We start from the raw sequence: 13326 nt of genomic DNA on the forward strand, positions 1-13326 counted from the left end.
GAATTACATTTTAAACGGAATTTTAACCCATTTTCCACAGAAACCAGGCAATTATATTCTATCATTCATAATTTATAACTCATAACTTATAATTTCCTATGGAGCTTAGCATCTCAACACCCGCATTATTATTTTCTACAGTATCATTATTGATGATCGCATTTACAAATCGATTTATGTCAATGGCCTCATTGATTCGGGATTTACATCTAAAGTTTCAGAAGAATCCAGAGGATGCCATTTTTAAGCAAATAGAGAATTTACGTTTGCGTATGAAACTGATTCAGTCCATGCAAATTATTGCTATTTTCAGTTTATTACTGAGTGTCATCTGCATGTTTCTCCTTTTCATGAATGAAGAAATGATTGCACGTTGGTTTTTTGGAATTGGTCTAATTGGAATGAGTTTAGCCTTGAGTTTAAGTGCTTGGGAGATTACTATTTCCACTAAAGCTTTGGAAGTTGAACTCTCTGATATGGAAGATATCATCGCCAAACGAAAGTAATCCAAATTTATTTTTATTTTTTATTCGAATAGTTAAAAATATTTTTTAATGCTATTTCAAGTATTGAATATTAATACTATTTTTGTGTACAATTTCAATGAAAAATTAGACGAAATTGTATTGAAACAGAATCAAACATTTAAAATACTACTTAGGCGGATTGAATAAAGGCTCGGAATTTTTCTGAGTCTTTATTGTTTTTAGGCCTTAAGTATAACAGCGGACATAGGAGGAAGGTTTAAAGAGATGGAAAATGCTTTTCCTTGCCAATTGATTTCTTCTGTCATCACAGCTCCCGAAATGGGATAATCACTTCCACCAAACTCACTTTTATCGGAATTGAAAAGTACCTTCCAAATACCTGGTAATGGTACTCCTATGCGGTAGTTTTCTCTTGGTGCTGGAGTTAAGTTTAGGATAACAATAACCTGATGTTTGGTATTTTCACCTTTACGGATGTAAGTAATGACGGAATTACCTTGATCGTTTGATTCTATCCACTCAAATCCTTCATGGGAGAATTGTTTACTGTAAAAGGCGGCCTCTTCTCGGTATAAGAGATTTAGAGCCTTAACAGTTGATTGTATGCCTTTGTGGTAATGGTTTTCTAATTCATGCCAATCCAAGGATTGATTGTGGTTCCACTCTTCTTTCTGACCAAATTCTCCGCCCATAAACAACAGTTTACTTCCTGGATGTGTAAACTGCTCACTTAATAAAACACGTAGGTTGGCAAATTTTTGCCATTCATCGCCCGGCATTTTATTCAATAAAGAATTTTTGCCATAAACTACTTCATCATGCGAAAGGGGTAGGCAGAAATTCTCCGTAAAGGCATAAATGAGAGAAAAGGTTAAATCATTTAAATGGTATTTACGGTGAATGGGATCTTTATGAAAGAAATTTAAGGTGTCATTCATCCAGCCCATCATCCATTTTTGACCGAATCCTAAACCACCTTGGAAAACAGGTTTAGTAACCCCAGGAAAACTGGTTGATTCTTCTGCAATCATTTGAATATCAGGGAATTCGCCATACATGTGTATATTCAATTCCTGTAGGAAAGAAATGGCTTCTAAATTATGATTGCCACCGTACACATTTGCTTCCCATTCCCCCTCATTTCTAGAATAATCTAGGTAGAGCATGGATGCTACAGCATCTACGCGTAAACCATCAATGTGGTAACGGTCTAACCAAAACGCCGCATTGGACATCAAGAAACTTCGAACTTCATTTTTCCCATAATCAAAAATATAGGATTGCCAATCTGGATGGAAACCACGTTTAGGATCTGGATGCTCATAAAGGCAAGCACCATCAAAATTACGAAGGCCGTGATCATCGCCAGGGAAATGGGAGGGCACCCAATCTAGAATAACTCCAATCCCTTCTTGATGGAATCTTTCTACTAGAGTCATAAATCCTTGAGGGTCCCCAAAACGAGAAGAAGGGGCGAAGTAACCTGTAATTTGATATCCCCAGGAAGGAGCATAAGGATGCTCCATGATCGGCATGAACTCTACGTGTGTAAAGCCCATTTCTTTGACGTATTGAACTAATTTATCACTTAGGTCAGCATAGCTTAGGTATTCGTTTTCAAGCGTCTTTTGCCATGAACCAAGATGTACTTCGTATATGGACATGGGTGAATTGAGTGAATTCTTATGGCTTCGCTCTTTCATCCATGTTTGATCATTCCATTCTTTAAAGGTATTCCAAACAATACTGGCCGTTTTAGGAGGTGTTTCACAGAAAAGGCCCATTGGGTCTAACTTTTCTAAAATTTCACCGGTTTTGCTTTTAATCCAGTATTTATAAGTTTCTCCTGTTTTTATTTGAGGGATAAAACCTTCCCAGATTCCAGAGGAATCCCAACGTGGATATAGGCCGTGAGCAGTGGAATCCCAGAAATTGAAATTACCCACGACAAAAACAGATTCTGCATTTGGGGCCCAAACAGAGAAATAGGTACCTGTTTCTCCCTCTAGTTCAATTTCAAAAGCACCTAGTTTTTCATACAAACGGGTATGTTTACCATTTAAAAAGAGGGCAATATCAAAATCGCTAAAAAAAGAATGAGGTTTAACTATGGCCATAAGAGGGTGGGTTTCAATGTAAAGGCTAAAATAATAAAATTAAATTGATTAAAACTCGCTTTTTTTTTTCGTGCAGTATTTGAATTTTTAAAGGAAAGCTCTACCTTTGTGCCACCAAATTAATAATTGGTCCGTTCGTCTAGGGGTTAGGACACGTCCCTTTCACGGATGAAACACGGGTTCGATTCCCGTACGGACTACTTCGGTAGACAATTAGACCCTGTAAATGCACCATTTACAGGGTTTTTTGTTTGAAAATTAAATTGAAAAAATCCCTATTTCATTTCTTATACAGCCAATTTAGTAGTTCTTTTTATTCAAAAATATGATGTTTTGACTAATGGATATACTTTATTAATCGGTTAGATATTTTGTATTTTAACTAGTTCGGTCTCGATTTAATCATGTAAATGTTTTTGGATAAGAAAAATTAGACGGGTTCTCGAGTAAAGCATGTTTCATTTTGTAAATTATTTTTTATTTTTCATTTACAAAATGGACAAACAGAAAAACGAACTCTTCAAGGGCTTGCTTAGGATATTTTGAAATTGGTTATTTTTGTAACAATTAAAATAAATGTTTTGAAACGAATTTTGAATTTTTGCCCAACTGGAACCCAAAGTACCAAGCAAAACTCACTTGCTCCCATATTTCAGAACGAAATCATTGATGAAGTAGTCAAACTTTCAGAAGAAGGGATTACGATTGTACATTTGCATGCTAGAGATGAAGCAGGTTTGAATACATACAAACGGGAAGTTTATCAGCAGATTATAGAAGGAATTAAAAAATATTGCCCTGATTTAGTCATAGGAGTATCGTTAAGTGGTCGATATTTTAGTGAACTGAACCTAAGGTCGGAAGTATTAAGTACCCATCCAGATATGGCCTCTTTGACGATGTCATCATTAAATTTCCCATCATCTGCTTCCATTAATTCTCCTGATACGATTGTCTTTTTGATCAATGAAATGAAAAAATTTAATGTAACTCCTGAAATTGAATGTTTTGATTCAGGTATGCTACGATATACCCAATATCTCCAAACAAAAGGTATTCTTTCAAAATTTCTTTATATAAATGTTATACTTGGTAACTTATTTAATGCAAGTGTAGCATTAGAATCGATCACACACTTAAAAAATAATTTCCCTCCTAATTCCAAAATCTGTTTTGCTGGTATTGGAGCTTCTCAATTCAAAGCGAATATTTACGGCTTACTGGAAGCTGATGGAATCAGAATTGGACTTGAAGATAATTTTTATTTAGAAAGTAGTACTAAAGCAAGTAATTCCTCCTTAATTAAAAGAATAAAAAACGTTTCTGATGCACTAGGAATGGAGTTTATGTCACCTAATGAATTTAGAGAAATTGGAATATTACATCGATAAAATTTGTATCATAGGTTCAAGTGGGGCTATGTTATCTATGGTACTTGATAACTTGGAGTCTAGGAGACAATTCCCTGTGATTTACTTATTGAATAATCTCGGTCTAGAACTTGAAACCCATTTATTTCACAAAGCTTTTGAAATTATAATTATAGACAAATTAGAGAAGGAACATGTTTCTTTACCGTTTATACTTGGTGTAAATAAAGTAGCAAATAAGCAATCAATTGTTCAAAATTTACAATTGGAGAAAGAAAAATTTGTCAATTTAACTCACCTAAATACGTCGATTTCGTCAACAACCGTCATCAAACATGGTGTAATCGTAAATTGCTTAACATCTATTGCTGCTAATTCAATCCTGAATGAATTTGTAACAATTAATAGAAATGTTTCTATTGGGCACGATACGGAAATAGGGGCATATTCTACCATTAATCCGGGTGTTAACATTGCTGGATTTGTTAAAATTGGAGACAGATGTACCATTGGGATGGGTGCAAATGTATTAGATGGCGTTAAAATAGGTGAGAACACAATAATTGGTGCAGGATCTTTGGTTACTAAAGATATTCCTGATGGTGTAGTAGCTTACGGTAATCCTTGTAAAATAATTAGAAAGAATGAAATATAATCCTTTTGAAATTGTTAAAACTTTTGAAAATCAAATCGCTGCCTACACTGGGGCTCCTTTTGCCGTTTCAGTGGACAGTTGTACCAATGCTTTGTTTTTAATTTGTAAATATTTAGAAGTTAAAGAAGTAACAATTCCTTCTCAAACTTACTTGTCAGTACCCAATTCAATCATTCATGCTGGCGGAACAGTTATTTTTGATAAGTCTATCAAAGCAAATGACTGGGAAGGAATCTATCAATTGAAGCCATATCCAATCTTTGACGCTGCTTTAAGACTTACAAGTGGCATGTTTATCCCACAAACATTTATGGCTTTATCATTTCATTTGAAAAAAAATTTACCCATTGGTAAAGGAGGAATGATTTTATGCGATGATGAAAATGCAGCAAATTGGTTTAAAAAGGCTCGATACGAAGGAAGGAGTGAAAAATCGTACAAAGATGACGACATCGATTTTTGTGGTTGGAATATGTATATGACGCCAGAACAAGCATCAAGAGGATTGTATCTGCTCCAAAATTACCCAGAATTCAAAATAGATGTCAAAGAAGAAAATGGGTATAGAGATTTAACGGAACTGAGTGTTTTTAAATTCAATAAAATAGTTTGTTAGTCTTTTAACATAAAATTAGTCTAGGAGTTTTACATTCAATTTTTGAACCCAATTGATTCTTGCTCATTGTTACATATCATTACCCCTTTATATCGATTTGAATATTTAGATGCTATTTATGCTTCAATACCGGCTTATGTGGATATCACTTGGCATCTTTCCCTTTCAAATAGGAGAAATTTGCCTGAGAATCAATTTATTTCAAATGATAAAAGGGTTAAAATTCACTATTTAGATTGTGAAGACGACGATTTAGTAATGAAAAGAAATGGAGTATTTAAGAGCATAAGAAGTGGATATTTTTATTTATTGGATGATGACACAATTTTTCTTGAAGAGGTTTATCATCTCTATAAAAAGTATTCATTAATTCAATTCCAAGGTTTGATTTTGGGTCGACAATATAGGCCATTTTATGATGCAAGCCCACTTCGACCATACGGTAATCCTTTGTTCAATAATATTGATACTGGTATGGCGATTGCCCATTGTTCAGTCTTAAAGGCAGTAAGCTGGGAATGGTGCGAATCAAAGTACTCTCGTGATTGTTATTTTTGGTCTAAATGTTATGAATATTTCGGTGAAAAATTAACGATTAACTCCAAACAATATATATCAATTTATAATAAATTAAACCCCACTAGACCCTTATTAGTAATCAAAAAAGAGGTTGGATTTATACAGATAGATATTAAAATTTCACATCAACTTTTAGGGAAAATGGTCGTAATTTTACTTTTAGTTAGGAATTTTCCAAGAAGAGTTTTGAATATAAAATAGAAGTGAATTATACGCTCTTTCTTCTTGTGGTGTTAACTTTTATTATAAATTTTATTTTAATAATAAGCCTTTCAGTAAGAATCGTAAGTACTAGAACTAAAAGAATTGCAACTTCTAATTCCTTGTTTAGTGTGATCTTTTTGATAGGTCAATTTTCTAACAGTATTCAAATACCGATATTGGCGAAGTACGTAGAAGAGTCATTGGTATCTAACTTAGAATTAAGTTCAAATTTCTTTAGAATCATTATAGCAGCATCTACTTTTGGTGCGATTTTGGGAGCCATATCTATTCCTACCATTCACCGATTTATGGCCCGCGGAGTGGAGTTGCTATATAATCATCATACCATACTTGGTTTAATTAAGAAATCATTTAGTATTTCAACGGTCCAACATTTGAAAAATAGTGTAAAATGGCCAGATAAATTAAATTTTATTAGGTTAAAAAATGTGGAAAAAATGAATGTTAATATATTTATTTTAAACATTCTAGTTTACAGTTTTATGACTTCAAGCATGCTCTCGTGTCTATATGCGGGAGTATTAAATCCTGAACTTAGAACTACTTCGCTTTCACTGAGTGGTTTTGCTGGTGGGCTTGGCACCATAATTATGTTGCTTTTGATAGAACCTTATCATTCAGTTTTAACGGATAAAGTTATTGAGGAAAAAGTATCAAATGCATTTTTTAGACAGCACCTTTCTTTTGTTATTTTGGCAAGAATTATAGGAACTTTAATTAGTCAAATTTTATTCATTCCCCTTTCTAAGGTTATTGTTTGGGTGGCAGCATGGATTTAAAACTTGTCATTAATTTAATTTCTAATTTAATGTTGAATATCAATCAAGTCGAGAATTTTATTTGAACCTGATTGAAGTGAATTAAAATATTGGGTATTCCTTTTAAACCAATGACGTTAAATAAATATTTACCGACTCATTCGAATATTTAGGCAATATTTTGAGGATAAATTGATAAGTTTACGTATCTCCGTGTCAGTACATCATACTATTTATTACTTCATAAATAATATTGGTCAGCATGAATTCTTGGTCACCGGTAGATTATTTGATTTATTTGAGTTTTCTCTTTTTCGCCTTTGGGATATCATTATTCCTAAAAAAGGGACTGATAGCAACCAAATTTCTTGGGATTCAATTTCTTGGTTTAGCCTATCAGCTCTTTGCTGGCTATTTTATTCAACCTAGTCATATTCATGAATATCCACATTTTTTTAGAACTGTTTCTCCATTTTTTTACTTATTAGGTCCGCTTGCGTATCTTTTTCAACATTTTTTACTCTTTCCAGAGCGAAAATTCAGGCTAGTACATACCTTACATTTTTTGCCTTTTATTTTACATATCATTGAATATATCCCCTTTTATATTTTACCCGCCGAGGTGAAATTAGTAGAAGTAGAACATGTATTTCAACAAAAAACCTTTTATAGTTCTCAGTCCATTTATGGTTGGATATCCATGCGTGATCATCTTTTTATAAAAACCATTTATTATATCGCTTATATCTTTTGGACTCTACAAGAATTATATAAATTTTATAAAACAACCTCTGGTTCATTCTTGAAAAAGAATTCATTAATTGTTTATTGGTTAACGGGTGACATGGTCATGAAGTTTGTTGTTATTATTCTGCATTGCTTTAACTTAATTTTTGCCAAGAAAAAGCATTTAGAGATAACTTACATGGATTATATATTTGTGCTTGAATATATAATCATGATGGTTTTTATGCTGTTGAACCCTAAGTTATTAAAAGGTCCTACCTTGAAAGGTTTAGTTTTTCAACATTCTGCAGGCTTTAATGAAAAGCAATTATTAGAAACAACGAAACAAGAAAAGGCGCATCAAAAGGCTTCTCGAGATAAGTCTGTCATATTTACATTGAACCGGTATTTTGAAACAGAACAACTTTTTCTTCGTCCAGATATCACCTTGGCTGAGGTGAGTCGGTATTTGAAAATAAAGCCCAGAATTATACGTATGGCTTTACAGATAGAAATGAATCTGTCATTTTCCGATTATGTCAATACGTGGCGAATTCAATACGCCGAAGAGCAATGTAGAGAAAATTCAAAATGGAAAAATTATAAATTGGAAGTCATAGCCATGGAATCGGGTTTCGGGACAAGACAAAGCTTTAATTCAGCGGTGAAAAAAATTAAGGGAGTTTCACCAGGGAAATATTTTGAAGACATCATGTAACATTCAAAAAAAATAGTTTTTACTATTATTTATTAGGCCATTTACTATATATTCAAATTAAATAAAAACAGACATTTAAGAAATAGCTATCCATGGAACCCATAGATTACTTGTATTATTTGTGCTTTGTTTTTTTTGCCTTTGGAGGATCCTTCTTCTTTAAAAAAGGTATAGTTGCTACTAAATTCCTAGGCATCTTATTCATTGTCTTAGGGCTTCAAACTTTTCTTAATTATTACATCCGTCCAGAATATTTATTACTATATCCCCATTTTTTCAGGACAGTTTCTCCATTGATGTTGACCATTGGCCCTCTGTATTACTTATTTCAGCAATATTTACTCTATCCAGAACGAAAATTAAAACCTGTTCTTCTATGGCATTTTTTACCATTTGCCTTACATGTGATCGAATATATTCCTTTTTACATGTTACCTGCTGAGCTGAAAATTTTAGAAATAAAAGAAATGATCTCAGAAAACACCCTTTATACCATACATTCAAAATATGGGTGGATTACCATGAGAACCCATATTTATATACGATTTACTTCTTTTTTTATCTATGTCAGTTTGAGTTTTATTGATTTACTTAAATATTATCTATCATCTTCTAAGTCATTCATCAAAAACAATCAATTGATTGTTTATTGGTTATTTTCCAACATGGCCATGAAGTTCATTGTCATGGGGTTGATTGTTTACAAGTATATAATTTCAGAAAAAGAACAAATCAATTTACCGTGGAAGGATTTTTTCTATTTAGTAGAATATGTTTTGATGATGTTATTCATGTTGTTCAATCCTAAATTATTGTATGGTCCTTCGTTAAAAGGTTTGGTATGGCAACAAGCCTTAGGTAGATTAGGAGGTTTGGAGGAAGCTGGAAATAATAAAGATATTTCAGTAAAAATAATATCAGGCCATGGACGAGAAAAAGCTTTGTTGGAATCCTTGAATCGATATTTTGAAACAGAAAGAATATTTTTGAAACCTAACTTGACCTTAATGGATGTGGCAAGGAAACTTAAAGTAAAGCCTCGATTAATTCGATTAGCCTTGCAAACAGAAATGGATATTTCTTTTTCGGATTATGTCAATACTTGGAGAATTCAATTTGCTGAGGAGCAATGTCGCGAAAATCCGAAATGGAAAAATTATAAATTGGAAGTGATAGCCTTGGAATCAGGCTTTGGGACACGTCAAAGTTTCAATTCGGCAGTTAAAAAAATCAAAGGAGTTTCTCCTGGTCAATATTTTTCTGAATTTTTATATTAGTTTCATAGCTAAATATGGTTGGAGAATCCCTCTGCCTGCATGATTATTTAATTTTTAACTATTCAAATAACATTTTATGGGTTTATTTTCTGCCATTTTAGGTAATGCAGGTGCTGTTTCACCTGATCAATTACAAAAGGATTATGCCAAAATCATGATTGATGGCGAGGTCATCGAAATTGGGTTCAAATTACTTCGGGATACCTTTATATTTACCAATAGACGCTTAATTTTAATTGATAAGCAAGGAATAACGGGTTCAAAAACGGAATATAAATCCATTAATTATAAAACTATTTCTCGTTTTAGTGTGGAAACAGCAGGAACCTTTGAATTGGATGCTGAATTGAAAATATGGATATCTGGAGAAGCCGCCCCGAGTATTACTAAGCAATTCAATAAATCAGTGGACGTTTATGAAGTTCAAAAAGTCTTGGCATTTCATGTATTGAAATAATACATCGCAAAAAAAAGCATGGCTAAATTGGCCATGCTTTTAATTTTGAAAATTAAATTCTTACAATTTCCAGCCTGCCCGATATTCGCGTTTCACGAACTGATTGGCATCTTCAAAATTGGTAATTTTCATGTTTTGACCATCCCAAATCAATTTCTTACGTCCAGGATAGGTGAAACGATTCGCTTGACCTTGGATAGGAGTTCTAAGCGTGTAACTACGAATAGCCAAATTACCCATCAATACGGTTTCAGATAATGGACCAGCATAATCAAACGAAGAAGACAAGTCTTTGTGCTCTTTCGAATTAAAGCCGGCTTTACAAGCTTCTGCCCACATCGCTTGATGTCCATATTCTTTTAAGTTATTGGGCTCTTGTTTAGACATTTCAATCTTATCGCCATTGTTTAAATAAATACGTGGTTCTAGGCCATAAGTGGCATGGGTTAGTACCCCTTTAGTCCCTATCATCACCACTCCGTTGCTATTGTCTGCTGTTCCAATTGGGTCATTGGCAGGAATTAAATCGGGATGGAATCCACGTAAACCTCCGTCGGTCCAGTTCATGGTTACGGCCGACTTATTCTTTTTAGAAGCAGGGAATTTTAATTGAATGGAAGCTGATGGAGGACAACCTTCAGGAATGTATTCTGGTTGATTGCCACTGATGAAGACAGACCCAATGCTAGCCTCTACCTCAGTTGGATAACCTAGTCCTAAGGCTCTGAAAGGCCCGTCTATTAAATGGCACCCCATATCTCCCAAAGCACCCGTACCAAAATTCCACCAACCTCTCCATTTAAACGGATGGTAGGCAGGATTATAATCGATTAATGAAGCTGGCCCTAACCAAACGTCCCAATCGATATCGGAAGGTTTGGCATGCTGTCCTGTTGGAACGGGTATGCCCTGCGGCCAAATAGGACGATTCGTCCAAATATTGACGGTATGAACCTTTCCAATAAGGCCTTGATCTATCCATTTTACGATTTGCTGGGTGCCAGGGCTTGATGCTCCTTGGTTTCCCATTTGAGAAACAACTTGGTATTTTCTAGCGGCTTCCGTCATGGTACGGGCCTCAAAAATATTGTGCGACATGGGCTTTTGAACGTACACATGTTTTCCCAATTGCATGGCCGCCATGGCTATCGCAGCGTGGTTATGGTCGGGGGTTGATATCGTTACCGCATCGATGCTTTTGTCTTTTTCCAACATCACACGCCAGTCTTGATATTGACCCGCTTTGGCATATTTCTCAAATAAAGGTTTGGCTCTGGTTAAATCCACATCGCAAAGCGCCACAATGTTATTAACACTTTCATTGAAGGCATTATTCACATCAGATAAACCTTTTCCATTGATACCGACACCCGCAATGTTTAATTTATCACTTGGCGCTTGATATCCTTTTCCCAGGACATGCCGGGGAACGATGTAAAAGCTACCAGCTGCTAGCGTGCTTTTACCTAAAAAACTTCTTCTTGAAATACTCATTAGCTATGTATTTTAATGGATTTAGATGATGTTGAAAATTAATTCAGATCGAATTAGATAAGCCAATATAGTTTAAAATAGAATAATTTCTATCTGTATTTGGATTAAAATAGGTAAAATAGGGTTGGAGTCAAGGCCGAAATTCCAAATTCCTTGATTCAGGGTAGCTCGCCCATTAAATTTACTTAATTTGCATTTTCGTATCATTTGGATATTATCCGGCCTTATTTATTCTTTTAGTGAAAAAGAGTTTATTTTTATTTCTACTTTTCCTTGTTTCAATTTTACCCCAAGTTTTGGCGCAAAACATTGCCAGAATGCGTCAGGATGACAATTTCTCCTATTTAAAGTTAGATACCAATCGCTTTAAAAGTTGGGATGAATCATTGAAATACCTGCCATTTATCCAATCTAGCACGCTGAGTTTTGGAGGGGAATGGAGAGAGCAATATCAATCCTATACGCATGTGAATTTTGGGGATGTGCCCGATAATTTTATCACAGAGAATCCACATCAAATCATGCACAGAATCATGCTGCATGCTAATTGGGAATGGAGTCCAAAATTTAGAGTATTTGTTCAATTGAATAATACAATCAGGTTTTTAAATGACAACCCAATAACCTCTACTTTAGATCAAAATGCCTTGTCATTTCATCAGGCCTTTTTAGAATGGAATGTTAAGCCCAATCTGGCTTTACGTGTAGGAAGGCAAGAATATACCTGGGGATTAGAACGATTAATGGCTCTAAAAGAAGGACCCAATACGCGACAACCCTATTATGGAGCCACCCTTAAATGGCATCATGAAAATCAGAAAATTGATGCCTTTATTGCTAATCCAATTCGACAAAATACGGGTGTTTTTGATGATGTTCGTTCTTCTGAAGTGGTAGCCGGCAGTATTTGGAACCACACATTTTCTAAAAAAACAGACTTTTTTGATGCCTATTATTTTTATATGGAAAGTTCACAACGGGTTTACTTTTTGAAGAATGGATTAGAAGCAAGAAATACGGTAGGAACTCGCTGGTATAGTGAAAAAAAGACGTTTAATTATGATGTAGAAATGGCGGCTCAATGGGGGCATTTTAACGATTTGACCATTCAAGCCTTTTTGTTTGTTTATGATTTTAATTACGAAATGAAGCGGCATTTTTTCCTAGGATTCAGTGGCAACTGGGTGCCAGGCGATGTATCGAATGAGGATCAACAATTAAATACCTTCAATACCTTATATTCTAGGCCTCCATTTGGACAAACAGTTTCTTTGAATATCACCAATACGCTGAATATTAGTCCATATATACGATTTAGTGATAATCATAAATGGATGACGACATTACGGGCATCTTTGGTTCAAAGAGCTAGCCTCCGCGATGGTATTTTTACTCCTAATATGTCGGCATTGCTTCCCGTGCTAGGTCGACAAATAGAAAGTAATGCCAGTGGGGTTGCCAATATTTTTGCGTTGGATGCCAATTATTTTGCCAATAAACATTTGACGTTTCAATTTGAATTGGGTTTCTGTAAGGCAGGGGATTATTTGAAGGAAACGGGACCAGGCAAAGATGTAAACTATATGGCTGCTAGGGCGGCGTATAAGTTTTAAATATTAAATAGTTGGCTTCGAGAACCTCAGCCAGCTTCGAGAGCCTCAGCCAAGGTCGAGATTGTTTTGTTGGCTTCGAGTGCCTCAGCCAACATTATTTCAAATCGCTGTTCGATTTCTATGATTAAAACAAGTAGTTATCTATAAAAATATTAATATTTTTATTTTAGGGACTATCTCTGAATTGTATTTAGACCTTTGTAATGAATGAATCTTTAAAAGGTTTTCCTACT

General features: G+C 34.6%; 12 protein-coding genes and 1 tRNA gene. 11 read left to right on the plus strand and 2 right to left on the minus strand.

The window, feature by feature from the left end; translation table 11 throughout:
* Positions 1-98: 98 nt before the first annotated feature.
* Positions 99-506: a DUF2721 domain-containing protein gene (locus U0R11_RS10085; protein ID WP_166228566.1), complete on the plus strand. Its 408-nt coding sequence runs from the start codon at positions 99-101 to the stop codon at positions 504-506.
* A gap of 200 nt (positions 507-706) precedes the next feature.
* Here U0R11_RS10085 and glgB read toward each other — a convergent pair whose 3' ends face one another.
* Positions 707-2605 (minus strand): 1,4-alpha-glucan branching protein GlgB, encoded by a 1899-nt coding sequence (glgB, locus tag U0R11_RS10090; RefSeq protein ID WP_406751567.1) that lies wholly within the window; start codon positions 2603-2605, stop codon positions 707-709.
* Positions 2606-2733: 128 nt separating this feature from the next.
* Between glgB and U0R11_RS10095 the strand changes: the two genes are divergently transcribed.
* The 9 genes from U0R11_RS10095 (at position 2734) to U0R11_RS10135 (ending at position 9986) form a co-directional block, all read left to right on the plus strand.
* Positions 2734-2805 (plus strand) — tRNA-Glu (locus tag U0R11_RS10095).
* 381 nt (positions 2806-3186) lie between these two features.
* On the plus strand, positions 3187-3996 hold the full coding sequence (locus U0R11_RS10100; protein ID WP_406751568.1) for a BKACE family enzyme: 810 nt from the start codon (positions 3187-3189) through the stop codon (positions 3994-3996).
* On the plus strand, positions 3977-4630 hold the full coding sequence (locus tag U0R11_RS10105; protein ID WP_406751569.1) for an acetyltransferase: 654 nt from the start codon (positions 3977-3979) through the stop codon (positions 4628-4630). The genes U0R11_RS10100 and U0R11_RS10105 overlap by 20 nt, the downstream gene beginning before the upstream one ends.
* A complete protein-coding gene (locus U0R11_RS10110) occupies positions 4620-5246 on the plus strand; it encodes a DegT/DnrJ/EryC1/StrS family aminotransferase (protein WP_406751570.1) in 627 nt (208 codons plus the stop codon). The genes U0R11_RS10105 and U0R11_RS10110 overlap by 11 nt, the downstream gene beginning before the upstream one ends.
* Before the next feature lie 42 nt (positions 5247-5288).
* Complete coding sequence (locus U0R11_RS10115) at positions 5289-6026, plus strand: hypothetical protein (protein ID WP_406751571.1); 738 nt, start codon at positions 5289-5291, stop codon at positions 6024-6026.
* Between the two features lie 29 nt (positions 6027-6055).
* Complete coding sequence (locus tag U0R11_RS10120) at positions 6056-6829, plus strand: lipid II flippase family protein (RefSeq protein WP_406751581.1); 774 nt, start codon at positions 6056-6058, stop codon at positions 6827-6829.
* 241 nt (positions 6830-7070) lie between these two features.
* Positions 7071-8252, plus strand: coding sequence for a helix-turn-helix transcriptional regulator (locus U0R11_RS10125; RefSeq protein ID WP_406751572.1), 1182 nt, complete (start codon positions 7071-7073; stop codon positions 8250-8252).
* 92 nt (positions 8253-8344) lie between these two features.
* The gene (locus U0R11_RS10130; protein ID WP_406751573.1) at positions 8345-9529 is read left to right on the plus strand and encodes a helix-turn-helix transcriptional regulator; all 1185 of its coding nucleotides are present in this window, start codon (positions 8345-8347) and stop codon (positions 9527-9529) included.
* A 76-nt stretch (positions 9530-9605) separates the two neighbouring features.
* Positions 9606-9986: a PH domain-containing protein gene (locus U0R11_RS10135; protein WP_406751574.1), complete on the plus strand. Its 381-nt coding sequence runs from the start codon at positions 9606-9608 to the stop codon at positions 9984-9986.
* A gap of 60 nt (positions 9987-10046) precedes the next feature.
* Here U0R11_RS10135 and U0R11_RS10140 read toward each other — a convergent pair whose 3' ends face one another.
* Positions 10047-11480: a Gfo/Idh/MocA family protein gene (locus U0R11_RS10140; RefSeq protein ID WP_406751575.1), complete on the minus strand. Its 1434-nt coding sequence runs from the start codon at positions 11478-11480 to the stop codon at positions 10047-10049.
* 296 nt (positions 11481-11776) lie between these two features.
* On the opposite strand from U0R11_RS10140, the gene U0R11_RS10145 reads away from it, so the two are divergent.
* On the plus strand, positions 11777-13093 hold the full coding sequence (locus U0R11_RS10145; protein ID WP_406751576.1) for an alginate export family protein: 1317 nt from the start codon (positions 11777-11779) through the stop codon (positions 13091-13093).
* Positions 13094-13326 lie beyond the last annotated feature (233 nt).

The sequence above is a fragment of the Aquirufa salirivi genome (genome assembly GCF_045310485.1).
Classification (GTDB): domain Bacteria; phylum Bacteroidota; class Bacteroidia; order Cytophagales; family Spirosomataceae; genus Aquirufa; species Aquirufa salirivi.